The sequence below is a fragment of the Micromonospora sp. NPDC048986 genome, assembly GCF_040649335.1.
Taxonomy (GTDB): domain Bacteria; phylum Actinomycetota; class Actinomycetes; order Mycobacteriales; family Micromonosporaceae; genus Micromonospora; species Micromonospora alfalfae.
In genome coordinates, this window is sequence record NZ_JBEZFJ010000001.1 from 754,447 (window position 1) to 777,990 (window position 23,544).

Annotated in this window: 23 protein-coding genes, 1 tRNA gene and 1 riboswitch; of the genes, 13 read left to right on the forward strand and 11 right to left on the reverse strand. The window is 69.8% G+C overall.

Annotated elements, in window-relative coordinates; all coding sequences use genetic code 11:
- The first annotated feature begins 32 nt into the window (after positions 1-32).
- The 3 genes from AB0B94_RS03510 to AB0B94_RS03520 are packed head-to-tail and all read left to right on the forward strand — an operon-like array spanning position 33 to position 2,153.
- Complete coding sequence (locus AB0B94_RS03510) at positions 33-584, forward strand: phosphoribosyltransferase family protein (protein ID WP_357267874.1); 552 nt, start codon at positions 33-35, stop codon at positions 582-584.
- Positions 585-617: 33 nt separating this feature from the next.
- Positions 618-1,664 (forward strand): questin oxidase family protein, encoded by a 1,047-nt coding sequence (locus tag AB0B94_RS03515; protein ID WP_357267880.1) that lies wholly within the window; start codon positions 618-620, stop codon positions 1,662-1,664.
- Positions 1,665-1,721: 57 nt separating this feature from the next.
- Positions 1,722-2,153: an ASCH domain-containing protein gene (locus tag AB0B94_RS03520; protein WP_357267882.1), complete on the forward strand. Its 432-nt coding sequence runs from the start codon at positions 1,722-1,724 to the stop codon at positions 2,151-2,153.
- Between the two features lie 30 nt (positions 2,154-2,183).
- Here AB0B94_RS03520 and AB0B94_RS03525 read toward each other — a convergent pair whose 3' ends face one another.
- Complete coding sequence (locus AB0B94_RS03525) at positions 2,184-3,071, reverse strand: LLM class flavin-dependent oxidoreductase (RefSeq protein ID WP_357267884.1); 888 nt, start codon at positions 3,069-3,071, stop codon at positions 2,184-2,186.
- 220 nt (positions 3,072-3,291) lie between these two features.
- Here AB0B94_RS03525 and AB0B94_RS03530 point away from each other — a divergent pair, with 220 nt between their 5' ends.
- The 3 genes from AB0B94_RS03530 (at position 3,292) to AB0B94_RS03540 (ending at position 5,120) form a co-directional block, all read left to right on the forward strand.
- A complete protein-coding gene (locus AB0B94_RS03530; RefSeq protein ID WP_357267886.1) occupies positions 3,292-3,660 on the forward strand; it encodes a hypothetical protein in 369 nt (122 codons plus the stop codon).
- A gap of 78 nt (positions 3,661-3,738) precedes the next feature.
- Positions 3,739-4,443: a dihydrofolate reductase family protein gene (locus AB0B94_RS03535; RefSeq protein ID WP_357267888.1), complete on the forward strand. Its 705-nt coding sequence runs from the start codon at positions 3,739-3,741 to the stop codon at positions 4,441-4,443.
- A gap of 32 nt (positions 4,444-4,475) precedes the next feature.
- Positions 4,476-5,120 (forward strand): dihydrofolate reductase family protein, encoded by a 645-nt coding sequence (locus tag AB0B94_RS03540; RefSeq protein ID WP_357267890.1) that lies wholly within the window; start codon positions 4,476-4,478, stop codon positions 5,118-5,120.
- Positions 5,121-5,144: 24 nt separating this feature from the next.
- Here AB0B94_RS03540 and AB0B94_RS03545 read toward each other — a convergent pair whose 3' ends face one another.
- Positions 5,145-5,486, reverse strand: coding sequence for a VOC family protein (locus tag AB0B94_RS03545; protein WP_357267893.1), 342 nt, complete (start codon positions 5,484-5,486; stop codon positions 5,145-5,147).
- A gap of 588 nt (positions 5,487-6,074) precedes the next feature.
- On the opposite strand from AB0B94_RS03545, the gene AB0B94_RS03550 reads away from it, so the two are divergent.
- Together AB0B94_RS03550 and AB0B94_RS03555 are read left to right on the forward strand one after the other, a co-directional pair.
- Positions 6,075-6,272 (forward strand): hypothetical protein, encoded by a 198-nt coding sequence (locus AB0B94_RS03550; protein ID WP_357267895.1) that lies wholly within the window; start codon positions 6,075-6,077, stop codon positions 6,270-6,272.
- Between the two features lie 187 nt (positions 6,273-6,459).
- Entirely contained in the window at positions 6,460-7,398 is a 939-nt protein-coding gene (locus AB0B94_RS03555) for an LD-carboxypeptidase (protein WP_357268420.1), read from the forward strand.
- Positions 7,399-7,592: 194 nt separating this feature from the next.
- Here the strand turns inward: AB0B94_RS03555 and AB0B94_RS03560 are convergent, their stop codons facing one another.
- Positions 7,593-8,126: a hypothetical protein gene (locus AB0B94_RS03560; RefSeq protein ID WP_357267897.1), complete on the reverse strand. Its 534-nt coding sequence runs from the start codon at positions 8,124-8,126 to the stop codon at positions 7,593-7,595.
- 166 nt (positions 8,127-8,292) lie between these two features.
- Between AB0B94_RS03560 and AB0B94_RS03565 the strand changes: the two genes are divergently transcribed.
- The gene (locus AB0B94_RS03565; protein WP_357267899.1) at positions 8,293-9,285 is read left to right on the forward strand and encodes a TIR domain-containing protein; all 993 of its coding nucleotides are present in this window, start codon (positions 8,293-8,295) and stop codon (positions 9,283-9,285) included.
- A gap of 199 nt (positions 9,286-9,484) precedes the next feature.
- Here the strand turns inward: AB0B94_RS03565 and AB0B94_RS03570 are convergent.
- A tRNA-Gly gene (locus tag AB0B94_RS03570) sits at positions 9,485-9,558 on the reverse strand.
- A 246-nt stretch (positions 9,559-9,804) separates the two neighbouring features.
- Positions 9,805-10,362, reverse strand: coding sequence for a pyridoxamine 5'-phosphate oxidase family protein (locus AB0B94_RS03575; RefSeq protein ID WP_357267901.1), 558 nt, complete (start codon positions 10,360-10,362; stop codon positions 9,805-9,807).
- A gap of 99 nt (positions 10,363-10,461) precedes the next feature.
- Here AB0B94_RS03575 and dcd point away from each other — a divergent pair, with 99 nt between their 5' ends.
- Positions 10,462-11,040 carry a dCTP deaminase gene (gene dcd / locus AB0B94_RS03580; RefSeq protein WP_030332009.1) on the forward strand — a complete coding sequence of 193 codons (579 nt, stop codon included), beginning with the start codon at positions 10,462-10,464 and terminating at the stop codon, positions 11,038-11,040.
- A 59-nt stretch (positions 11,041-11,099) separates the two neighbouring features.
- Here dcd and AB0B94_RS03585 read toward each other — a convergent pair whose 3' ends face one another.
- Entirely contained in the window at positions 11,100-12,140 is a 1,041-nt protein-coding gene (locus AB0B94_RS03585) for an NlpC/P60 family protein (protein ID WP_357267904.1), read from the reverse strand.
- Positions 12,141-12,153: 13 nt separating this feature from the next.
- A riboswitch (cyclic di-AMP (ydaO/yuaA leader) is annotated at positions 12,154-12,289 on the reverse strand.
- Positions 12,290-12,524: 235 nt separating this feature from the next.
- Here AB0B94_RS03585 and AB0B94_RS03590 point away from each other — a divergent pair.
- The gene (locus tag AB0B94_RS03590; protein ID WP_357267906.1) at positions 12,525-14,507 is read left to right on the forward strand and encodes a peptidoglycan recognition family protein; all 1,983 of its coding nucleotides are present in this window, start codon (positions 12,525-12,527) and stop codon (positions 14,505-14,507) included.
- Positions 14,508-14,562: 55 nt separating this feature from the next.
- Here the strand turns inward: AB0B94_RS03590 and AB0B94_RS03595 are convergent, their stop codons facing one another.
- The 5 genes from AB0B94_RS03595 to AB0B94_RS03615 all read right to left on the reverse strand — a co-directional run bounded on the left by AB0B94_RS03595 (position 14,563) and on the right by AB0B94_RS03615 (position 20,834).
- Positions 14,563-15,576, reverse strand: coding sequence for an NlpC/P60 family protein (locus tag AB0B94_RS03595; RefSeq protein WP_357267908.1), 1,014 nt, complete (start codon positions 15,574-15,576; stop codon positions 14,563-14,565).
- A gap of 167 nt (positions 15,577-15,743) precedes the next feature.
- Positions 15,744-16,745, reverse strand: coding sequence for a hemolysin family protein (locus AB0B94_RS03600; protein WP_357267910.1), 1,002 nt, complete (start codon positions 16,743-16,745; stop codon positions 15,744-15,746).
- Positions 16,738-18,060 carry a hemolysin family protein gene (locus tag AB0B94_RS03605; protein ID WP_357267912.1) on the reverse strand — a complete coding sequence of 441 codons (1,323 nt, stop codon included), beginning with the start codon at positions 18,058-18,060 and terminating at the stop codon, positions 16,738-16,740. The genes AB0B94_RS03600 and AB0B94_RS03605 overlap by 8 nt, the downstream gene beginning before the upstream one ends.
- Before the next feature lie 106 nt (positions 18,061-18,166).
- Entirely contained in the window at positions 18,167-20,365 is a 2,199-nt protein-coding gene (locus AB0B94_RS03610; RefSeq protein ID WP_357268422.1) for a (Fe-S)-binding protein, read from the reverse strand.
- Between the two features lie 205 nt (positions 20,366-20,570).
- Entirely contained in the window at positions 20,571-20,834 is a 264-nt protein-coding gene (locus tag AB0B94_RS03615; protein WP_238669715.1) for a cell division protein CrgA, read from the reverse strand.
- 221 nt (positions 20,835-21,055) lie between these two features.
- Between AB0B94_RS03615 and AB0B94_RS03620 the strand changes: the two genes are divergently transcribed.
- A complete protein-coding gene (locus AB0B94_RS03620) occupies positions 21,056-21,856 on the forward strand; it encodes a DUF881 domain-containing protein (RefSeq protein ID WP_357267914.1) in 801 nt (266 codons plus the stop codon).
- Complete coding sequence (locus AB0B94_RS03625; protein ID WP_357267916.1) at positions 21,853-23,541, forward strand: class E sortase; 1,689 nt, start codon at positions 21,853-21,855, stop codon at positions 23,539-23,541. The genes AB0B94_RS03620 and AB0B94_RS03625 overlap by 4 nt, the downstream gene beginning before the upstream one ends.
- The last annotated feature ends 3 nt before the right edge of the window (positions 23,542-23,544 follow it).

Genomic DNA, 23,544 nt, shown 5'->3' on the forward strand with positions numbered 1-23,544 from the left:
CGCGCCCGCCGCCCGTGCCGCAGGATGAGCGGATGCCCGCCGATCTGACCGAACGCCTGGCCGCCCTGTTCCAGTGGATCGACCCCGGCCCGGACACCAGTCACCTGGTCAGCGACATATCCGGTTGGTGGCGGGACCCGGCGGTGCTGGCCGAGCTGGGGCCGGCACTGGTGGCGCCGTACCGGGCCGCCCGGCCCACCGTGGTGCTCGCGCCGGCCGTCACCGGGCTGCTCCTCGGGCCGTTGGCCGCCACCGCCCTCGGGGTCGGCTTCGCGGCCGCCCACAAGCCCGGCGACGGTCGACTGCCCGCCGGGCCGCTCACCTGGGCGCAGAGCCCACCGGACTACCGGGGTCGACGGGTGGACCTCGCCGTGCGGGACCGACACCTCGGCCCCGGCGACCGGGTGCTGGTGGTGGACGACTGGGTGCGTACCGGCGCGCAACTACGCGCCCTCTACGACATCTGCGATGCGCGGGGCGCCGAGGTGCTGGGCACCGCGGTGGTGGCAGTGGACTGCCCGCCCGAAGTCGCTGCCGAGCTACGGATCACCGGCCTTATCGACGCCGCGGATCTGCCCGCTTGACCTGAAGCGAGGTTCAGCACCGACGATCGGCTGATGAGTGACGGAGTTCTCGACGAGGCGTACGAGCGACTGCACCGCACCGGCCCCGAATATCAGGGCTGGCTGTCCAACCACGGGCCGATGGCCGTCGAGGCGTTGGTCCGACACGGGCACCCACACCGGGTGCACCGGTGGCTCGACGACTACCTCGGCCGCCTCGACGAGCTGCCCCGAGGGCTGCACCCGATCGACGACTGGCGGTCGGCGCTGGGCGATCCGAAGCGCGCCGGCGACTGGCTGGCCTACTTCGACCGGCAACTGCGCGAACACCAGTGGCGTGCGGTGCTCGGCACCTGGTGGCCCCGGCTGCTGCCGGGCATCGCCGCCGGTGCCACGCACGGTGTGATCCGGGTCGGGCACGCCGTACGCGCGCTCGGCCCGGACGACGAGAACCCACAGCGGCTCACCGAGTTGGGCCAGGCCCTCGGCTACTGGGCGGCCCGCTGGCAGCCGATCCCCGGCACCGACCGGCTGCTCAGCGTCGATTCGGACCAGCCCGACGCCGACGACATCGACGTGGCAGCCGCGCTGGCCGGGCTGCCCCGGATCGACGACCAGACCGGCGGCGTCCGGGATCGGCTGGACCAACTGCCGGGCGTACCCCGATGGGAGCCGGCGCTCGCGACGCTGCGCCCCGCGCGGAGCCCGGCCGAGGCGGAGCGCGGGCTCACCGCGCTGGCGCACCGGGCCGGCCTGAACTACCTGCGCTTCGGGCACGCCGCGCCGGTCATGCTGGTGCACGCGGTCACCGCCCCGACCGCCGTGCTGCGTACCCTGCCGGCACTGGACCGTGGCCTGTGGGCGCCGAGCCTCACCGCGGCCTGGGCCGCGACGGCGGCCATGACCTCCGGGTACGCCCCAGCCGACGGCATCGCGCCACCGACAGTGACCCCCGCAACGCCGGCGGAGGTCTTCGCCCGCGCGGCCCGCCACGGTGACGAGCACGTGGTCAAGCTCGCCGACGCGATCCTCGACGCGTACGCGACCAGTGCTGACGAGCGGCTCCTCACCGCACCCGGCTACGCCGGCCAACTGATCTGAGCGGGGCGACGGGTATTGCGGCGGCGGGCCGGGCCGCCCTGGCCTAGCCTCGGCAGGATGTGGCCTCGGATCGGTGAACTGCGCGCCCTCGCCCTCGGTACCCCCGGTGAGTTGCGGGCAACCCTCAACACCCTGGTGCTGGCCGGTGTGAAGACCGCGACGGCCGGCCGGCTCGCCGAGTACGCGGAAGAAGGCGAGGAGTTGGAGCACGTCGGCGAACGCCTGGCGCTCGTCGACGACGCCAACGCACTGGCCGGCGTCGTGGAGATCACCGGAGTCGAGGTGGTCCGCTTCGCCGACGTGCCCTGGGACTTCGCCCACGCCGAGGGCGAGGGCGACCGCTCGATCGAGGAGTGGCGGGCCGGGCACTCGACCTACTGGGCGCGGCTCGGCACCCCTGTCGACGGCGACACCCCCATCGTCTGCCTACGCTTCCGCCTGGTTTCCGGCGGCGAGGGCGGTGTGGCCAGCGGCGACCTCGGCACCTGACCGGCCGCCCCGGCCGGTTCGGTGGCCGCCTCAGCCGCGTAGTTGTGGCAGCAACCGCGTCGCCACGTCCACCAGGATCGCCTCGTCACCGGCGTACCAACTGCTGGCGCGCGGCCAGTGCGTCACCACGTCGGTGAAGCCCAACTCGGCGGCCCGGCCGACCTGATCGGCGAAGAACTGTGCGCTGCTGAGCGAGAAGACCGGCCCCGCGTCCAGCGAGAGGTAACGGTCCAGGCTGGCCGGGTCACGGCCGGCCTCGTCCAGGGTCCGGTCCATCCGCGCTGACAGCGCCGACACACTGGCCCACCAACCCGACAGGTCGTTGTCGTCACCAGTGCCGGTGGTCACCCACCCCTGCCCGAGGCGGGCCACCAACCGCATCGACCGTGGCCCGTTGGCGGCCACCACGAACGGCACCCGAGGCCGCTGCACACAGCCGGGGTTGTTGCGAGCATCCACAGCGGCGAACCAGTCGCCCCGCCAGGTGGTGCCGTCCTCCCGCAGGATCAGGTCCAACAACTCGGTGAACTCGGCGAACCGGTCGACCCGCTGACGCGGTGGCAGCGTCTCACCCCCCAGCACCGTCGAGTCGAAGCCGCTTCCCCCGGCGCCCAGACCGAGCAGCAGCCGGCCGGCGGAGACGTCGTCCAGGGTGGTGATCTGCCTGGCGAACGCGGCCGGGTGACGGAAGTTCGGCGACGCCACGAGGGTGCCTAGTCGAATCCGCGAGGTCACGGTCGCGGCTGCGGTCAGCGTGGCCATCGAGTCGAACCACGGGCCGTCGACCAGGTCACGCCAACCCAGGTGGTCGTACGTCCAGGCGTGGTCGAAGCCCCACTCGTCGACCTGCCGCCAGCGACGCTGCGACTCCGCCCACCGCTGGTCCGGCAGAATCACGATGCCAATCCGCATGATCACCAGCCTAGCCGGGCCGGCCGCCCGCGCCCCGGCACCTCGTGGACCAGGCGATCCATCGGTCAGGACCGGCGGCTGAGCGGTATCGGTCTGCGAATCGAGGCCGCCATCGCCGACCGGCAGTCCCAGATCCACAGATGCGGCCGGCCCGTACTCTCCGGGGATGCCCACCGAAGCAGTTGCTGCCCGCGTATCTCCGGATCGCCGGGCAGGCCGGGTCCGCATGATCCGTACGGTGGCGTTGCTGGTCGGGGTGTTCGTCCCGTCCCTCATCCTCCGCGAGCTGGTCGAGGCTCGATTCGGCAGTGGGCCGGTGGCCGATCTCAGCACGGTCGCGGTGCCGATGGCGGCGACCGCGTGGCTCGCGCCCTACGCCTCCTATCGGCGACGCGACGCCCTGCTCTGGCTGGTCGGCCCGGGCCTCTACTTCTTCGCGGTGATCGCCTGGCGGGTGTCCCTCTCGCCCCATCGGGACTGGAGCCCCCGCCCGGAGGAGAAGCCCCGGATGCGCTGGTCACGCGACCCGGAACACGCCGGGACGTGGTACCTGGCCGAGCCCGCAAGTGGCACGCGTCACACTTCTTCCCGGTAGGGACATCGCGTTCGGCTCCGACCCCTCGGGGAGCGGCACCCAGGCGGGGTGTCGCCCGAGGAGAGGATTCGGAGCGCGATGACGAAGGTGACCGCACAACTGTCGGTGTCAGTGGACGGCTTCTACGCCGGCCCACAGTTCGACGGGAACGGCAACTGGATGGACTCGGCGGAGAGCGCGAAATTCTTCCGGGTCACCCGGTGGGCGACCGAAGCGGCGGCCTGGCGCGAACGGCAGGGCTTTGCCGGCGGCGAGCAGGACACCAACTCCGAGGTGATCGCCGAGTCGTTCGGCGCGGCCGGCGCGTACGTGATGGGACGCCGGATGGCCGACGGGGGTGAGATCCCCTGGGGTGAGGAGGCGCCGTTTCGCGCGCCGGTCTTCGTCGTCACCCACCGTCCCCGCCAGCGGCTGCAGCGGGGTGGGGGCACCAGCTTCACCTACGTCACCGACGGCGTGGCGAGCGCCGTGGAGCAGGCGCGCGCCGCGGCCGGTGGCAAGGATGTCGCGGTGGCCGGGGGCGGCAGCCTGGTCCGGCAGGTGCTCAAGGCCGGCCTGCTCGACGAGTTGGAGCTGCACGTCGTACCGGTCGTGCTCGGCACCGGCCTGCGGCTCTTCGACGCGGACCTCGACCTGGGCGATCGGGAGGGGGTCGAGCTGACGCCGACCCGCGTCCTCGCCACCCCACAGGTGACCCACATCCGGTACGCGGTGCGCGGTCGCGCCCCCCTCGTGCTCGACGACCGGGGCAGCGGAGGCGGCCCGACGGTGACCGCGAACTGAATCACTGCCCATCGGAGGAAGAGGGAGACACCATGGCGCAACTGTTGCGGGTGCAGTGCTTCAACGTTTCGCGCGACGGGTTCGGCACCGGGGAGGGGCAGAGCCTGGAACGGCCCTTCGGTCACGCGGACCCCACCCCGCTGTTCTCCTGGCGTGCCGCCACCGCCAGCTTCGTGTATCGCACCGAGCCGGGGGGCACCCGTGGCCTGGACGACTACCTGACCCGCGACGCCGAGTGCAACATCGGCGCGGAGATCATGGGTCGCAACAAGTTCGGCCCGCAGCGTGGCCCCTGGGAGAACCATGACTGGCAGGGCTGGTGGGGGGACAACCCACCGTTCCACACGCCGGTCTTCGTGCTCACCCACCACGTGCGTCCGTCGTTCAGCCGGTCCGACACCACGTTCCACTTCCGCGATGTCAGCCCGGCCGAGGCACTGGCCGAGGCGAAACAGGCTGCCGACGGTCGGGACGTACGCCTCGGTGGTGGGGTCGCCACCATCCGCGAGTTCATCGAGGCCGATCTGGTCGACACGATGCACATCGCCGTGGCGCCCGTCGACCTCCACCGGGGCGAGCGGTTGTGGGACAGCCCCGACGAACTGCTCGACCGCTTCCACCTCGAGTCGGTGCCCAGCACCAGCGGGGTCACCCATCTGCTGTTCTGGAGGCGATGACAGCCCTGGTCGCGGCCCGTTCGTCTAGAGCCGGGCCAGCACCAGCAACCGGTTGCCGTCGGGGTCGGTGACTCGCGCGGACCGTTCACCCCAGGGCTGGTCGACCGGCTCCTCGGTGACTGTCGCTCCACCGGTGCGCAGCGCGCCCACTGCTGCGTCGCAGTCGTCGGCGTAGACGCACAACTCCCAGCGGTGCGAGTCGGTCGGCCCGCCAGCCTCCGGGTTGGCGGCCAGGCCGAGCTCGCTGCTGCCCAGCCGCAGCGCGACGAACTCCGGGGCACCCTCGTCCGGGAACCGGTAGGTCAGCTCGAAGCCGACCACGTCCCGGTAGAACGCGATCAGTCGTGGCAGGTCAGGTGTCGTCACGATCGGAAAGGCTTCGGTGAACACGGACCACCTCCAAGCCGGACCCTAGCCGCTGGCGAGGCCCGGCAGGAACTACCACACCTCGCCCTGCTGAAGGAGGCCGACCTGATCGCGCGCGGGCAGAGCGCCTGTGCTCGTCTTCAACAACCTCTGGGTCGCGCCGCTGACCGCGACCTAACACCTCCCCGCCGACCAGGTGGCCTGTGGCTGCCCCGGAGCCGGCGGTGGTTTCGGCGACGACGGTGTGCTGCGTGGGGCTCTGCTGCCCGTGGTCTTCTTCGGCACTCTCGATCGGCCGCCGACCGAGCGCGAGCGGGCCGTGCGCCAGGTGTACCGGGAGGCGGGGTTCAGGCTCCAGGAGAACGCCGACTTCCGTGGCTGGCTGTCGATCCACTTCGTTCAGAACGCGGGCCTGCACACGCAGAGCCTGAAGTCGGGCTCGTTGTCCAAGCTGACGTCCGGCAACGTACGCGAAGCGATGCCACCCGCGAACTCCTTCGGCTCGTCGAGGCTCGCGGCGTTGATCTGCGGCGGCACCGCGGCGAGCTGCCTCCTTTCACTGCGCCCGTCTGGCTGGCAGCACCGGCGATGGCTTGGCTGTTCAGGCACTTCCCGCCGATGCGTCTGGTCATGCAGGCCCACGCCAACCCCGAGGAGCTGCGCGCGGTCTGCCGCGACACCCTGGCGGAGGCGCGCAGGCTGGGCGTGGAGGTGCCCCGGCTGGAGGCGGCCGAGCCCTACTTCGTCGCCGAGAAAACGATCCAGCCATCCGCAGGCAGGTGCTGAAACGCCACTGGCGTGCGCGTTCACAGCCGCCCCAAAATGAGATGCGTACGGGCTCACGCACCTGTTGGATCTCGACATGAAGCATGAGCTTGTTCGTCCCCGGAAGGCACGCCCGGGGGACCACCTCGCGGTCCTCTCACCGTCCTTCGCCGCGGCCGGTGCCTATCCCGGGATCCACGAGCAGGCCATGCGACGGCTTGCTGACCTGACCGGCCTCGTTCCGGTCGAATATCCCACCACCCGCCAGGTGGGCGCGAACGCGGCGGCACGGGCGGCGGACATCAACGCCGCCTTCGCGGATCCCCAGGTACGCGGCATCCTCGCCGTCATCGGCGGCGAGGACCAGATCACCGTCATCCCCCACCTGGACGGCGACCTGGCCCGAGCCGACCCGAAGCCGTTCCTCGGCACCAGCGACAACACCAACCTGCACCACTGGCTCTGGGGTCTCGGCATCGCCAGCTTCTACGGCGGGTCGTCCCAGGTTCACCTCGGCCCCGGGCCTGCCGTCGACGACGTCCACGTCCGGTCGCTGCGAGCGGCGTTGCTCACCGGGGAACGGCTGGAAATCACCGACCCGGGCGAGTCCGAGGACATCGGCATCGACTGGGCAGATCCGCAGGCGTTGAAGTCGCATGGAGAGCGCGAACCGACGGAACCGTGGAGCTGGTACGGGCCGTCCCGCGCAGTCACCGGCCCCACCTGGGGTGGCTGTCTGGAAGTCATCCAGTGGATCCTGACGGCGGGACGCTTCCCGTTTCCCCCGGAGGTCCTGCACGGCGGGGTGCTGATCATCGAGACGTCGGAGGAACTCCTCCCCGCCCGCGAGGTTGGCTGGATCGTCCGCTCACTTGGTGAACGCGGTCTCCTCGGCGCCGTCGACGCGGTCCTGGTCGCCCGTCCGCCCGTCTCCGACCACACCCGTCGACCCCCCGCCGCGGATCGGGCGCTCCTTCGCGAGCAGCAGCGCGACACTGTCGTCGACGTGGTGACCCGTTACAACCCCGAGGCGGTCGTCTGCGTCGGCGTCCCGTTCGGCCACACCAAACCACAGTGGATCCTTCCGCACGGCGGCCCGATCACCGTCGATGGTGTGGAACGTCGAATCTTCGCCGACTACCGGTAGGAAGCCGCAGGGTTTGGAGCCGACACAGTCGGCCCTCATCGTGCCGATACCCGAGGCCGAGGAGGCGGTGGGCCGGTTCCGGGCATCGCTCGACCGGGCCGCCGGGTGGGGCGTGCCGGCGCACGTGACTGTCCTCTACCCGTCCGCGGCGACATGAGCCTGCGCTGCTCACGCGACACACGACAAGGACCGGCTCACACGGACTGGCGCAGGAGTTGCGCCTGTTCCCTCTTGAGGTAGGCAAACGTGCGTCGGACGTAGGAAACGTACGCATCGCCGGGATGACGAATAAGCGCCCACTCGCGGGCACCCTCCTCGACCTCCGCGACACGGACGATCTCCTGGGCGGCGACGTGGGCGCAGAAATCGCGCAGCGGCTCCGGCACCTCGACCTCCACAACCAGGTCGGCATGCGCAAGGATGAGGTCACGCATTCGACGATTTGCGGGCTGTAGCACTTCGTCTCGCCATCGCCGCCATTCGGTGTCACCGCCCTCTGGGCCCCGTTCGGACGACTTCGGCAGATGCGTCTGGCGCAGCACCACCCAGATCCGTTCGTTTGCGTCGACCATCGCGTTCAAAGGCCCATAGAGGTCGCGAAGTTGACTGTTGACTCGACTGAGACGAGCCTGTCTCCGCTCTAGCCGCAGCTGTCCATACTGATTGAGCAGAAATGCAAATACGGCTACGACGATGCTCGCGCTGGCGGCGATGATTGCGGCGGTCACCGTATCAGCTTGCCGCACCGGCAGCCCTCAGTCACCAAGAGGAGAGCAGCAGTCACCGCTTCTGTGCATTATCACGATATAAAGCCATTAAGGTTATCCAAGTATCTTATTCCGCCCCGACATGAAGTCGAGTAACGTTGAACCATTTGATACCGCAGGAGGGCTGGTGAAGGTCTTCATCTCCTGGAGCGGCGAGCCGAGCCGCTCCATAGCATCCGAGTTGCACGGTTGGCTGGGCATCGTTGTTCAGCACGTACGGCCCTGGATGTCCGACGTCGAGATCGAGAGCGGCACCAGGTGGAACGACGTTATCGCCGCGAACCTGGAGAGCGCCGATTTCGGGCTGGTTTGCGTGACTCGCTCCAATCAGTCGGCTCCGTGGTTGATGTTCGAATCCGGAGCACTGGCAAAACGTTTGGATGTAGCACGTCTTGTGCCGTTATGCATTGACCTCGAACCGGCTGAAGTGATTTCCCCACTCCAGTCTTTCCAGTCACGAAAGCTGGACATGGAGGGCATGAGGCGGCTGATTCATGAGCTACGCGAGATGTCTGAACAGCCCATGCCGCGTGAACCCATCGACCGGTTGTTCGAAGCGATGTGGCCAGAACTGGAGGAGAAGGTCCGACTGGCGGCAACCCAGCACAACAACACCGAAGGCCCTCGCCGCAGCCCTGACGACATGCTGGCAGAACTGGTGACACGAATCCGGAACCTCGAGCGGGACAGTGAGACCGACAAGCAATTCAGTGGACTGTCCCACCGTGATCTCAGAATACTGGATCGCACTGTGGTAGCACTCGACGAGTCGCTGTCCCGCTTATCCCACCTTGCGGATTACGTCAAAGAACTCTCAGACTCAGTAAGCCGCCTCGAACAACTTCAACACACCGATAGGGAATTTGCGGCAGGGGCCAGGGTAAATGCCGATCGACCAAAGGTGAACCGCCAACGCAATACGGGGTACGAGATCGGGGTCGGCGACCTGGTCAGACACCGAGCATACGGAAAGGGAGAGGTCGTCGACATCGCCGGTGAGGGTCCGGGCCAGCGGGTCCAGGTCAACTTCGAGAGTGGCCAACAAATGTGGCTCGTCGCACGGCACGCTCTACTGTCGCCACTTGCCCAGGGCATGGATCTCGATTCGAGCGAGAATTGATGCGATCCGGGTAGTGCTTGAGCAGGACGGTGTGTCTCCCTAGGCGGTCGAGCCGATGAGCGGCCCAGCCCGAAGCGGGGCGAGTGCGCCCGGCCGCGCTGCCTGCTGCACGTCAGCCACCACCGCGACGACGCCAGGCGCATGGCCCTGAACCACGGAAGCCCTGGCGGACATGTGTCCTGACCAGGGCTCCCGTACGTGGAGCGGGTGACGGGAATCGAACCCGCACTGTCAGCTTGGGAAGCTGATGTTCTGCCATTGAACTACACCCGCAAGCGGCACCACTGTACCCGAGTCGTCGAGCCTCTGCACCCAGGCACCCCCGCCGGTCGCGGCTGCCGCGGACGCGTACCCCTCCGTCCAGGTTGATCCACTCGGCTTTCTGGAAGTCGAGGCATCCGGAGCGCTGGGACACCGCGATTTCCTTGAGATCGAGTTGATCATCCCAGGCGGTCGGTGCGTACGACCGGTGCCGGCTCCGTTACGACGGAGCCGGCAGCGATGATCGTCCGGCCGTGGTCAGGCGGCAGTGCACTGGACGTCACGGCTGAGGCGGGTCGGACGCGCCTGCGGGACGGCGACGGGCGCCGCCACCGCCGACGGGGCGTTTGGGTCGAGCCAGACCCGAACGGCCGGCCGACCCGGAGCGAGGCCCGGGATGCCCGCGATGTGCTGCTCGCGGCGGGTGAGCATGGCCACGTCAACTGTGAACTCGAACAGCCGCCAGTCGGCCTGGGGCTCGGCCCGGGCGCTCCGCGCCAGCTGCGCCACCAGGACCGGATCGGTCACCGGACGGGCGCTTCCCGCCACGTACGCCTCGTCGTCGCTCTCCTCCGCAGGGAACGAGTGCAGCGCGTAACGGCCGTCACGTTCGAGGTCGCGGCGCTTGGGCGAGTCGATGATGAAGCAGAACAGCCCCTCGGCGGTGATGACCGGGGAGACCGGATGGACGCGGGGCCCGCCGTCGGCACGGACCGTGGCCAGATAGCCGAAGCCCGGCCCGTATTGCTGGAGGAGAACGCGGATCCCGTCGGCGAGTCGGGGCTCGTCGGCGGCGAATTCGGACCAGGAAGCCATGTGGGCATTCTATCGAACAAATGTACGAGCAGCGACCTCGACGCGCTGGTCACCGGCACCGAATCCGGCCACTCTTGGCAACGCGGCTATGGTGGTCCGATGCTGCTCTCCGACCGCGACCTGGTCTCCGAGATCAAGGCCGGCACGCTGGGCCTGGAGCCGTTCGAGCCCACCCTGGTCCAACCCTCCAGCATCGACGTCCGACTCGACCGGCTGTTCCGGGTCTTCAACAACCACCTCTACACCCACATCGATCCGGCAATGCAGCAGGACGACCTGACCTCGGCGGTCGAGGTCCCCGACGGCGAGCCGTTCGTGCTGCACCCGGGGGAGTTCGTGCTCGCCTCGACGCTGGAGGTCATCTCGCTGGGTGACCAGCTCGCCGGCCGGCTGGAGGGCAAGAGCTCCCTGGGCCGGCTCGGCCTGCTCACGCACTCCACAGCCGGTTTCATCGACCCGGGCTTCTCCGGTCACGTGACGCTGGAACTCTCCAACGTGGCGAACCTGCCGATCACCCTGTGGCCGGGCATGAAGATCGGGCAGCTCTGCATCTTCCGACTCTCCTCGCCGGCCGAGCACCCGTACGGCTCGGTGGTCTACGGCTCGCGCTACCAGGGCCAGCGGGGGCCGACACCCAGCCGCGCCTGGCAGCACTGGCGCACCTGGCCAACCCGCTAGGACCACGACGACGAGGGCCCGCCGCGACAGTTCGCGACGGGCCCTTCGATCGTCCGGAGTCAGCCGGGACGGCCGTAGCTGTGGATCGGACCGTCGTCGACCTTCTTCATCTTGACCGGCTGACCGGCCTGCGAGGCGTGCACCACCCAGCCGCCGCCGACGTACATGCCGACGTGGTGGATGTCGCTGTAGTAGAAGACCAGGTCGCCGGGGCGCAGGTCGCCCTTGCTGACGTTCTTGGTGACCCGGCTCTGCGCGGCGGCGTTGTGCGGCAGTGACACGCCGGCCTTCGCCCAGGCGGCCAGCATCAGCCCGGAGCAGTCGTACGAGTTCGGTCCCTCGGCACCCCAGACGTAGGGCTTGCCGATCTGCGCGCAGGCGAACTTGACAGCGGTGCCCGCGGCGCCGCCTGGGTAGCTACCCGGGCAGGGCGCCGGACGCAGCGGACCGCCGCCACCGTTGCCGTACACCTTGAGGCGCAGCTTCTGCAGGCGGTCGATCTCCTCGTTGATCTGCTTCTTCTTCGCCGCCAGCTGAGCCTCGGTGCGGGTCAGCTGGGCCACCATCTCGTCCAGCGGGGCCTTCTGCGCGGCCAACTGGTCGCGCAGGTCGGCCACCTGGCGCACGTCCTTCTGCTGGTTGTGCGCGAAGCGGTCGAGCATTTCGAGCTGGCCGACCACCTCGCTGGGCGACCGGCTGCCCAGCACCGCGTTGACGGTCGAGACGTTCTCACCCTTGTAGGCGCGTACGGCAAGGGCACTGACCTTGTCCATCGCGGCGTCGACCTGGCGCTCAAGCGGAGTGATCCGGGCGGCCAGGGCGTCTGCCTGCTTGCGCTTCGCGGCGAGGTCGGTGCGGGTGGCGTTGTGCCGTTCAATGATCGGTTCGAGCTTGTTCCAGTCGGCGTCGATCTGGCGCTCGATCTCGGCGACGGACGGGTCGGCGTGGGCCGCCGTGGCACTGCCGGTCAGGACGACGGCGATGCCCGCCAGCGCGGCGAGAGCGGTGGTGAAGCGGGACCAGCGTGGGCGCGGCACTATCGGCGTCGGGCCGGCTGACGCCGACCGCTCGGACGACGGCCGCGGGGCATGGAGTGCCACCGGGGTCTCGTACTCCTTCTTCCTGACCGCCTACCGGGTTAGCTGACGGGTTCGGGCGGGAAGTCGGCGCCCTACCGCAGTGGCTGCGGATTCACCCCGAGGGACCTGGGTCCCCGGTTCGCTCGGAAACGACTCGGCGGTGTCGGTCCGTTACCGCCCGGGCTGGGCGGAGCTGCTGTCGGCCCGACGAATGACCAGAGTAGAGACGCCTGTTACCAATCCGCAACCCGTGCGGCAGTGACACTCCGTACCGATTGGACGAGGTCACCGACAGTGTGTGAAGAATTCTTTCCCTCTGCTTCGATAGATGGAAAGGTATTGACGCGACCTCCCGGACGGCGCGATGGTGACCTGACCTCACTCCGCGAGAATCTAGGGGGTTCGATGCACCATCCAACCCTGTCGACCGGCTGGCGCGCACTGCTCGCCGCCACTGTGGTAGCCGCCGCGACCACGGTGCCACTCTCCGTCGGCCCGGCCGCAGCCGCGCCCACCACCGACCGCCAGCAGCAGTACGCCGCAGCGGCCAGCGAGTACGGCGTGCCGGCCGTCGTGCTGCTCGGCGTCTCGTACCTGGAGTCCCGTTGGGACACCAACGCCGGCACACCGAGCACCAGTGGCGGCTACGGCCCGATGCACCTGACCGACGCGCGGCACGTGGCCGCCCTCCCCGGGCGCGGCCACCACGACGCCGGTGCCGAGGACCCGCGCGGCGACGACTCCCGTCCCGCACTGGTGCCCGCGCCCCGACCGGTCGAGGCACCCGCGCCGTCCACCGCCGCGTTGCAGACCGTCGACGCCGCCGCCACGCTGACCGGCGCCACCCCCGAGGCACTGCGCACCGACGCGGGTCTCAACATCCGGGGCGGGGCCGCGCTGCTGAGCGCGTACCAGAGGGATCTGGGCGCACCGGTCGGCGCGGACACCGACCCGGCGGCCTGGTACGGCGCGGTGGCCCGCTACTCCGGCGCGGACAGCGCCGACGCCGCCGCGGCCTTCGCCGACGAGGTCTTCACCACCATCGGCGCGGGCGAAGCCCGGGTGACCGACGACGGCCAGCGGGTCAGCCTGCCGGCCCGCGCGGTGCGGCCCGAGCGTTCCTGGTTGGACCGACTGGGCCTGCGCCGCCTGGCCCGCCCGGACGGGGTGGAGTGCCCGCGCACCATCTCGTGTGAGTGGATCCCGGCGCCCTACGAGGCGTTCGGCGACGGTGACTACGGCAACCACGACCTCTCCGACCGGCCCGCACGGCAGAAGATCGAGTACATAGTCATCCACGACACCGAGGCGAGTTGGGCCACCACCCTGCAACTCGTCCAGGATCCGACCTACGTGAGCTGGCACTACTCGCTGCGTTCGGTCGACGGGCACATCGCCCAGCACGTGAAGACCAAGGATGTCGCTTGGCACGCCGGCAACTGGTACGTCAACGCGAAGTCGATCGGGTTGGAACACGAGGGCTTCGCGGCGCAGGGCACCTGGTACACCGAGGCGATGTACCGGACGTCGGCGAAGCTGGTCCGGCACCTGGCGTTGCGGTACGGCATTCCGCTGGACCGCCAGCACATCATCGGCCACGACAACGTGCCCGGCACCATTCCCTCGACAGTGCGGGGGATGCACTGGGATCCGGGCCCGTACTGGGACTGGACGCACTACTTCGACCTGCTGCACGCGCCTCGACTGGACACCGGCACCCCGGCCACCGGGCTGGTCCGGATCGACCCGGACTACGCCACCAACCAGCCGGCGTTCACCGACTGCGTCACCGCCGGCGTGCCCTGCGCGCCACGCGGCTCCTCGGCCGTGGTGCTGCGCAGCGCGCCGTCAGCGGACGCGCCGCTGGTGAACGACATCGCGCTGCGCCCGGACGGCAGCCCGAACACGATGTCCGTGTCCGACCACGGGGCCCGGGCGTCCGCCGGGCAGACGTACGCGTTGGCCGGGCGGCAGGGCGACTGGACGGCGATCTGGTACCTCGGGCAGCGGGCCTGGTTCCACAACCCGGCGTCCGCGCCGACCGCCAGCTGGACAGTCGGCGTGGTGGCCACGCCGAAGCCCGGCCGGACCACCGTTCCGGTCTACGGACGGGCGTACCCGGAGCAGTCCGCGTACCCGGAAGGGGTGCCCTACCAGGCGATCTCGCCGCTCCAGTACACCCTGGCCGCCGGGCAGCGGTACGCCGTCGGCGCGGTGCTGGCCGGCGAGTACTACCGGGCCAGCACGTTCGACGGCTCATCACCCGGCGACTGGACGGTGATCCGCGGCAAGAACCGGTACGCGCAGATCCAGTTCGGCCACCGGATCATGTACGTCGACCTCGCCGACGTGCAGCTGTTGCCGTCTCCGGTGGGCGCTCCCCGCTGACAACCACGACGGCCCCCGGTCGGTGACCGGGGGCCGTCGTGTGGCGCGAGGTGGATCAGCCGGGTCTGCGGAACCCGGCGACAGGCATGGTGTTGATGCTGGACACCTGCACCGGCTTGCCGGCACGTGGCGCGTGCACCATCTGGTTGTTACCCAGATACAGCCCGACATGACTCAGGCCGGAGAAGAAGAAGACCAGGTCACCGGGGCGGGCATCGCCCCGCGAAATGGCCTTGCCCTCGTTCCACTGGTCACCGGTGTGGTGGGTGAGGTAGATCCCGGCCGCCTTGTAGGCGTACTGGGTCAGCCCCGAGCAGTCGAACGAGTTCGGGCCGGTGGCACCCCAGACGTACGGCTTGCCGACCTTGCCACAGGCGGTCCGGATCGCGGTGCGGGCCGCCGCACTGACCACCCCGTTGATGGTCGGGCAGGCCGCCGTCTTGACAGTGGTCTTGGGCATCGACGCCTCGAGTTGCTTGATCTCGGCGTCGATCTGCTTCTTCTTGGCCGCCAGATCATTCTGCTGCTTGGTCTGGGTGACGATCAGCGCGTCCAGCTTCTGCTTCTCGCCGTCGTACTTGGCCCGCACGGCCAGCACGCCCTCGACCTCCTTGCGCTCCTGCGAAGCGAGCCGGTCGAGGATGGTGAGCTGCTCGGTGAGCGTGTCCGGCTTGGCGCTGACCAGCAGCGCGCCGATGTCGTGCGACGGGCCCGAGATGTAGTAACGGGAGGCGAGGTCGCCAACCCGGTTGAGCGCCAGCTCGCTCTGCAGCGCCAGCGGCTCGATCTTCTTCTGCAGGTTCGCCGACTTCTGCCGGTTGACCTTCAGCTGCGCCCGGACCTTGTTGTACTGCTCGATGGTGGGCTCCAACTGCTCCCACTTCTTGTCGATCTGAGCCTCGATCTCGTCGACCGTGGGCGCGGCGTGTGCCGGCGCGGTCAGCAGACCGGCGCCGACAGCCGCCGCGGCGACCAGGATCAGCACCCGGTGCGCGACGCGACGCAGGCCACCAGAGCGAGCAGACGCATTCAGGTCGTGACGATGAGGGGGCATGGTTGCCACCGGCACCGACTCCTTTGCAACCGACCGCCGGGCGCCTCGCGTGAGGGAAGGGCCGAGGCAGACGACCCACAGCGGTCGGTGCCCCACATTAGGGAAGCTGCGGGCGGTAATCAAGGCGAGCGCGGTAACCATCACTGTCGTGCAACCGCTTGCACACCAAGGGTATTGGTTCATCACCCAACGATTGCGGTCAATACATCGTCGAGAGTGACCACGCCGAGGGGCCGCCGCCCGTCGCTGACCAGCACCATGTGCCGCCGTTCGCGACGCATGGCCAGCAGCAGATCGGCCAGCGTACGGTCCGGCGGCACCACCGCCAGCGGCCGGTAGACATCGGCCGACACCGGGGACCGGCGACCCTGCCCGGCATACCCGAGCACGTCCTTGACGTGCACAAAGCCGAGCACCCGGCGGGTCGACCGCTGCACCACCGGGAACCGGGACCGGCCGGTCCGGGTCGCCAGCACCTCCAGTGACGCCGGCGAGACGTCCTCGGCCACCGTCACCACCGTCGACCACGGTTGCAGCGCGTCCGCCGCCGTCCGGGCATGCAGGGCCAGCGCGCCGGTGATCCGCGCGTGCTGCTCCGCGTCGAGCAGCCCCTCGGTGCGCGCCTGGGACACCAACCCGGCCAACTCCTCGGCGGTGAACACCGTCTTCACCGCCTCGGACGCCTCGATCCGCCAGAACGCGAGCACCCGCCGGGCCGCCCATTTCATCGCGAGCAACAACGGTTTGGTGGCCACACAGAATGCCAGCATCGCCGGGCCGAGCCAGAGCGCGGAGACCTCCGGACCGGCAAGCGTGATGTTCTTCGGCACCATTTCACCGACGACCGTGTGCAGAAAGACCACCACGCCCAGTGCCAGCACGAACGCCACCGGGTGCACCGCCCGCTCCGGCAGGCCGACCGCGTGGAACGGCGGCTCCAGCAGGTGAGCCAGCGCCGGTTCGGCGATCGCGCCGAGACCCAACGAGCAGACCGTGATGCCGAGCTGCGCGCCAGCGATCATCAGGGGGATCTGGTTCATCGCCGACAACGCCCAGCGGGCACGTTTCGACCCGGCGGCCAGCGGCTCGATCACCGTCCGACGGGACGCGATGAGCGCGAACTCGCTGCCCACGAAGAACCCGTTGCCGAGCAGCAACAGCACCGTCACCAGCAGCTCAGTCATCGTCGTCCGGATCCGCCGGGCGCAACACCCGGACCTGCTCGATCCGGTGCCGCTCCACCTCGACCACCGTGAACTCCCAGCCGTCCGTCTCGACCGTCTCGCCGGCGAGCGGGATGTGCCCGAGCTGGGCCATCAGGAACCCGGCCAACGTCTCGTACGGCCCCTCGGGCAGCCGGAAGCCGGTCTGCTCGGCCACCTCGTCGGAGCGGAGCACACCGTCGACAAGCACTGTCCGTTCACCGCCCGGCACTGTCAGCTCGGCCGACCCGTTGTCGTCCACGCTCGCCGGGTCGAACTCGTCGGCGATCTCTCCGACCAACTCCTCGACGAGGTCCTCGACTGTCACCACGCCGTCCGTGCCGCCGTACTCGTCGACCACGATGGCCAGGTCGGCCCCGGCCGCCTTCAGGGCGGCCAGCACACCGTCCAGGTTCAGGCTCTCCGGCACGTACACCGGCTCGCGGGCCACCGAGCCGACCCGGGTCGACGCGCGGTCGGCCAGCGGCACGCCCAACGCGTCGGGCACGCCGGCCACACCGGTCACCAGGTCCAGGGTCTCCTCGTACACCGGGAACCGGGTCCGCCCGGTCCGCCGCGACTGCTCCAGCAGCTCCGCCACAGTGGCCGTGGAGCGCAGCGCGACCACGTCCACCCGTGGGGTCATCGCCTCAGCGGCCCGCTTGTCACCGAAGCGGATGGTGCGACGCAGCAGCATCGCGGTGTCCGTGGGCAGCGCGCCGGCCCGCGCCGAGATGCCGGCCAGCAGGCCCAACTCCTCCGGTGAGCGGGCGCTTGCCAACTCCTCCTGCGGCTCGACGCCGAGCGCGCGGACCAGTCGGTTCGCCGAGCCGTTCAACCCGCGGATCACCCAACCGAACGTCCGGGAGAAGGTGTGCATCGGGCCGGCCGTGGCCAGCGCCGCCGGCATGGGCCGGGCCAGCGCCGCGTTCTTCGGCACCAACTCGCCGAAGAGCATGGAGATCAGCGTGGCCAGCGCCAACGCGATGAACGGGGTGAGCCGCTCGGTGCTGTCTCCGGCCAGCGGGCGCAGCAGCGGGGTGAAGAGCCGGGCCAGGGCCGGCTCGGCCAGGTAGCCGGTGAGCAGCGCGGTGATGGTGATGCCGAGCTGCGCCCCGGAGAGCTGGAAGGAGAGTTCGCGCAACGCTGTGCGTACCGTCAGGGCGGCCTGGTCGCCCGCGGCGGCCCGCCTGTCGATCTCCGCCCGGTCGACAGTGACCAGGGCGAACTCGGCCGCGACGAAGAACGCGTTGCCCGCGGTCAGGGCTACGAAGCCGACCAGGGGCAACAGCGTCATCAAGAGCAGGCCGTCGATGTCGCCTCACCTCGGCGAGATTCTTGCACGACGGCGGCGGCCCTCAGGGGCCGCCGCCGTCGATGAAAAAAACCCGGGGGTACGCGTCTCAGCCGCCGATCGGCGCGGTCTCCTTGCCGCCCTGCGGCTGCTCGGGCTTGACCGAGCGGAGCAGCACGCTGGCCACGTCGATCACCTCGACCTGTTCGCCGGCACCCTTGCCGTTGACCCCGTCGTTGAGCATGGTCGAGCAGAACGGGCAGCCGACAGCGACCGTCTTCGCCCCGGTGGCCATCGCCTCCTCGACGCGGTCCACGTTGATCCGCTTGCCGATCTTCTCCTCCATCCACATCCGGGCGCCGCCGGCGCCGCAGCAGAAGGAGCGTTCGCTGTTACGCGGCATCTCGGTCAGGTCGCCCGCGATGGCGTCGCCGAGGACCTCTCGGGGGGCCGCGAAGACGCGGTTGTGCCGACCCAGGTAGCAGGGGTCGTGGTAGGTGACGCCGCCGTCGACCGGCTGCACCGGGGTGAGCTTGCCGGTGGCGACCAGGTGCGCGAGCAGTTGGGTGTGGTGGACCACCTCGAACTCCCCGCCGAGCTGCCCGTACTCGTTGCCCAGTGTGTTGAAGCAGTGCGGGCAGGTGGCGACGATCTTGCGCTTGGCCTTGTCCCGGCCCTCGAAGGCCTCGTTCAACGTCTCCACGTTCTGCTGGGCGAGCATCTGGAAGACGAACTCGTTGCCGATCCGTCGCGCCGGGTCGCCGGAGCAGGTCTCGCCCTCGCCCAGGATCGCGAACTTCACGCCCGCCTCGTTGAGCAGCGTGGCCACCGCGCGGGTGGTCTTCTTGGCCCGGTCCTCGAACGCGCCCGCGCAGCCGACCCAGAACAGGTACTCGAAGTCGTCCACCTCGCCGACCCGGGGCACCTCGAAGTCCAGGCCCTTGGTCCAGTCCTCGCGGGTGTTCTGCGGTGCGCCCCACGGGTTGCCCTTGTTCTCCAGGTTGCGCAGCATCACCCCGGCCTCGGAGGGGAAGCTCGACTCGATGAGCACCTGGTAGCGGCGCATGTCGACGATGTGGTCGACGTGTTCGATGTCCACCGGGCACTGCTCGACGCAGGCACCGCAGGTGGTGCAGGACCAGAGCACGTCCGGGTCGATGACACCGCCCTCCTCGGCGGTGCCGATCAACGGCTTGTCGGCCTCGGCGAGGGCCAGCACGTCCAGGTGGGCGAGCTGGGCCTGGGTGGCCTTCTCCTCGCCGGTCAGGTCCTTGCCGCCGCCGGCCAGCAGGTAGGGCGCCTTGGCGTACGCGTGGTCGCGCAGGCTCAGGATGAGCAGCTTGGGCGACAGGGGCTTGCCGGTGTTCCAGGCCGGGCACTGCGACTGGCAGCGACCGCACTCGGTGCAGGTGCTGAAGTCCAGCAGGCCCTTCCAGCTGAACTGCTCGACGTGGGCGACGCCGAACTGGTCCTTCTCCGGGTCGGCCTCCTCGAAGTCGAGTGGCTTGCCCTGGCTCGTCATCGGGCGCAGCGCGCCGAGACCGGAGCCGGCCGGCCGGGCCGGCTCCCGCTTGAAGAAGATGTTGGGGAACGCCAGGAAGCGGTGCCAGGCGACGCCCATCGTGACGTTCAAGGAGATGACGATCAGCCAGGTCATCGAAATAATGATCTTGATGGCCGCGGCGACGCTGACGCCGTCCGCCCAGTCGGGCAGCACCGCACCGACCGCGTGACTGACCGGGGTGGCCCAGAACGGGAACTCGAAGTGGTCGGTGGCGACCTTGAAGCCCCGGATCACGAAGCCGAAGATCAGGACCAGCAGCACGATCCACTCGACGAAGTAGCCCTGCCACATTGTCGAGCCGGTGAACCGGGACCGCCCACCCGGACGGGTCGGCCGGTTGCGCAGCCGGATCGCCATCAGCACCAGGATGCCGACCAGACCCAGCACCCCGATGATCTCGGTGACCAGACCGAAGATCGTCCAGTGCCCGATGATCGGCAGACCGCCGTCGGTGGTGACCACCTCGAAGTACGCCTCGAGCACCAGCAGCGACAGCACGACAAAACCGACCATCACGAACCAGTGCGCGGCGCCCACCACGCCCCACTTGAGCATCCGGGTATGGCCGGCCGTCTCCACCAGCATCGTCCTGGCGCGGGCGACCTTGTCGGAGAACCGCTCCGGCGCGGGTTGCCCGAGCCGGATGACTGCCACCATCTTCAGGACCGCACGCACCGCAAGCCACACCGCCACGGCGGTGATGGCGGCTGCGAGGATCGTGGTGACGATCTGGACGCTGCCCATCGAGTTGGCCTCCCCGGTCTGCTGCCTGATGACCTCGCCCTGCTCGGTCATGCAGTGCAGCCTACGCGAAGGTTACCCAGCGGTAACGTGAGTCATCTCGCAGTAGGCCGCGCTGCCTGCGCACACCATAGGGGGCCCCACCCGATCCTGCCGGGCAGGGGCTCGACGGGGTGACGTGGGACCGCCGACGCGGCGGCCGCCCGGATCAGCGCCAGCGAGAGAGCAACGCCAGCGAAGCGACCATCGCACCGAAGCCGACGGCGAGGTTCCAGTAACCCCACGCCATGACCGGGTACTCCTGCTCGGACAGGTAGTAGAGAACCAGCCAGCCGATCCCGACGACGATCAAGGCGACCGCGGTGATCGGCAACCACACCGGGCTAGGCTTGCGCGACGACGCCGTCGTCGTCGGACGAACGTCCGTCGGCGGGGTGTACACCTTCTTCTTACGGACCTGAGACTTGGGCACGGCGCTCTCCAGAGGGGTGACGACCTCGTCCGGCCTGACAACCGGGCGCGGGGGCGACGGTCCATGGCCAATAATGTTCGAGAGCTAGCGTAGTCCCGATTGGCCGCCTGGACCACGAATGGGGTCAGGCCGGTGCACGGAGTGACCGAAAGAGGCGGGACTGTTCGCATCACCGGCCCAGCCGGCACGGACCGATCCCCGACACGCGGAAGGAACGCTCGGTGGAGTACACATCCGGCGCAACCTCCTGGCAGAAGGTCCTCCGACGGGCCGCCGCCGGGCTGCTGCCCCGGCGACCGCGCCAACGCCGTCCGGGCTGGTCGATCGGGGTGCCACTGATCGCCGCGGCGGCCGGGTTGCTCTTCACCACCACCGCGACCACCGCGGGCGGCACCGCTCTCCGCGAGGACCGGCGACCCCAGCTCAACCAGCTCATCGAGGACCGCCGCGAACAGGTCGCCGCCAGTGAGCGCCGCGCCGCCACGCTGCGTGGCGAGGTCGAACAACGGACCAACACGCTGGCCGGCTCGGACGCGCCGATCAAGGCTCAGCAGAATCGCGCCCAGGGCAGCCTCCAGGACGCCGGGTTCACCGCCCTCAGCGGGCCCGGGGTCACCGTCGAGCTGAACGACGCGCCCCAGCTCGACCAGACGCAGTCGGACGCCAGCAACGACGACCTGGTGGTGCATCAGGGGGACGTACAGGCGGTGGTCAACGCGCTCTGGGCCGGCGGAGCGGAGGCCATGTCAATCATGAATGTCCGCGTGCTCACCACCAGCGCGGTACGCTGCGTCGGTAACACCCTGCTACTGCACGGCCGGGTGTACTCCCCACCGTTCAAGATCGTAGCGATCGGCGATCCCGCTGCCCTCCAGCAGGCCCTCGCCAGCTCTCAGGGAGTCCGGTTGTTCAAGGACGCGGTCGACGACTACCAGCTTGGCTACAACGAGACGGCCTCCACGGTGCGAGTTCCCGCATTTGAGGACTCCACCGCCCTGCGCTCGGCTACGGTGCCCAAGTGAGCGGGCCGGACGAGCGACGCGACGGGCGACACCGGGACCAGACCGACGAGCCGACCGCCTTTCTGCCCAAGTTCGACAGGCCCGAGCCGGCACCTGGTCGACCGACCCCGGCCAGCAACTGGCCCGAGCCGGTGCTGCAGCCGCCGCGAGCCGAGCATCCGCCGCCGAGCGCCGCCCGACCCGAGCCGAACGGAACCCCGGGCCGCCCGGGTGCCGAAGCGCCGCCGCCCTGGCCGGGCAGCGCAGCCGCCGGGCCGGGCTCACACGGCGGTCCCGCGGTTCCCCCCGCGACCGCCCCCGACCGACCACCCGCCAGCAACCAGGGCCCGGTTCGGCCCGCTGCCCCCGGCAACGCCCCGACCCGACCCCCCGCGCCCAGCGCCTCGTCCACCCGACCGACCGCGCCAGGGGCCGCACCGACCCGCCCGCCGACCACCGGCAACCCGCCAGGTGCCGCACCGACCCGCCCGGCCACGCCCGGCGGGATGCCGCTGCCGACCCGGCCGGCGGCCTCCGGCACACCGAGCCGGCCTGTCTCCTCCGGGCCCTCGACGCCGCCGCTGGCCGACTCGCCGACCGCGTACATTCCGCAGGTCACCGCTCGGCCCGGCCGACCCACCGGCTCCCCGGCCGCGCCGGTCTCCCCGGCCGCCCCCGACCGCGTCGCAGCGCCCGGACCGGAAGGCTTCCCGCCGAGCGGGCCGAGCCGGGTCCCGCCGAGCGGGCCGAGCCGGGTCCCGCCGAGCGCTGGCGGGGATCGCGGCGACGATCCGGCCGCCACCGCGTTGATTCCGGCCGTGCCCGCCACTCCTGCCAGCAGGCCGCCGACCATGGACTCGACCGCGTTGATGGGTGCCGTCCCCCGCACCGCTGTCCCGGATGAACCGGCCGGCGCCAACTCCGCCGAACCTCCCCAACCCCGACGCGGCGAGCGGGTGGTGCAACTCCGGCCGCACCAGACCGGCGAGGGCTACAAGAGCGTCTACTCCGAGCTGACCCGTCCGTCGTTCGGCTCGCGACTGCGCACCGGGGTCCGCGTCACCGGCGAAATCCTGATCACCTTCGGCCTGGTGGTCCTGCTCTTCGCCGGCTACGAGGTCTGGGGCAAGTCGGCAATCGTCGACGCCCACCAGAACGAGCTGAACAACCAGTTGGCCCAGGTGTGGGGCCCGACCGACGACCCGACGGTGGCCCCGTCGGCCGGCCCGAGCGTCAAACCGTCCCCACCGGTACGCGGAAAGCCGCTCGCGGGCCTCTACATCCCCAAGCTCGACAAGAACTGGGTAGTCGTCGAGGGCGTCACTCAGCAGGACATCCGCTTCGCCCCCGGCCACTACCCGACCAGCGCGCTCCCCGGCCAGGTGGGCAACTTCTCCGTCGCCGGCCACCGCAACCGGGCCACCTTCTGGCGGCTCGACGAGCTGGACGAGGGCGACCCGATCGTGGTCGAGAGCAAGACCGACTGGTACGTCTACCGGGTGTCGCAGTCCCGGATTGTCCGGCCAACCCAGGTCGAGGTGGTGGCGCCGGTGCCCGGCGAGCCGAACAAGAAGGCGACCAAGCGGATGCTCACCCTCACCACGTGCAACCCGAAGTTCGACAACTACCAGCGCCTGATCATCCACGCCGAACTGGACCGCACCCAACCCAAGTCCGCGGGCCGTCCGGCGGAGCTGGGAGGCTGACCC

Coding starts and splice junctions, on each gene's coding strand:
- AB0B94_RS03510 (WP_357267874.1), top strand. CDS start 33: ATGCCCGCCGATCTGACCGAACGCCTGGCCGCCCTGTTCCAGTGGATC.
- AB0B94_RS03515 (WP_357267880.1), top strand. CDS start 618: ATGAGTGACGGAGTTCTCGACGAGGCGTACGAGCGACTGCACCGCACC.
- AB0B94_RS03520 (WP_357267882.1), top strand. CDS start 1,722: ATGTGGCCTCGGATCGGTGAACTGCGCGCCCTCGCCCTCGGTACCCCC.
- AB0B94_RS03530 (WP_357267886.1), top strand. CDS start 3,292: ATGATCCGTACGGTGGCGTTGCTGGTCGGGGTGTTCGTCCCGTCCCTC.
- AB0B94_RS03535 (WP_357267888.1), top strand. CDS start 3,739: ATGACGAAGGTGACCGCACAACTGTCGGTGTCAGTGGACGGCTTCTAC.
- AB0B94_RS03540 (WP_357267890.1), top strand. CDS start 4,476: ATGGCGCAACTGTTGCGGGTGCAGTGCTTCAACGTTTCGCGCGACGGG.
- AB0B94_RS03550 (WP_357267895.1), top strand. CDS start 6,075: ATGGCTTGGCTGTTCAGGCACTTCCCGCCGATGCGTCTGGTCATGCAG.
- AB0B94_RS03555 (WP_357268420.1), top strand. CDS start 6,460: ATGCGACGGCTTGCTGACCTGACCGGCCTCGTTCCGGTCGAATATCCC.
- AB0B94_RS03575 (WP_357267901.1), bottom strand. CDS start 10,362: ATGGCTTCCTGGTCCGAATTCGCCGCCGACGAGCCCCGACTCGCCGAC.
- dcd (WP_030332009.1), top strand. CDS start 10,462: ATGCTGCTCTCCGACCGCGACCTGGTCTCCGAGATCAAGGCCGGCACG.
- AB0B94_RS03590 (WP_357267906.1), top strand. CDS start 12,525: ATGCACCATCCAACCCTGTCGACCGGCTGGCGCGCACTGCTCGCCGCC.
- AB0B94_RS03600 (WP_357267910.1), bottom strand. CDS start 16,745: ATGACTGAGCTGCTGGTGACGGTGCTGTTGCTGCTCGGCAACGGGTTC.
- AB0B94_RS03605 (WP_357267912.1), bottom strand. CDS start 18,060: ATGACGCTGTTGCCCCTGGTCGGCTTCGTAGCCCTGACCGCGGGCAAC.
- AB0B94_RS03610 (WP_357268422.1), bottom strand. CDS start 20,365: ATGGGCAGCGTCCAGATCGTCACCACGATCCTCGCAGCCGCCATCACC.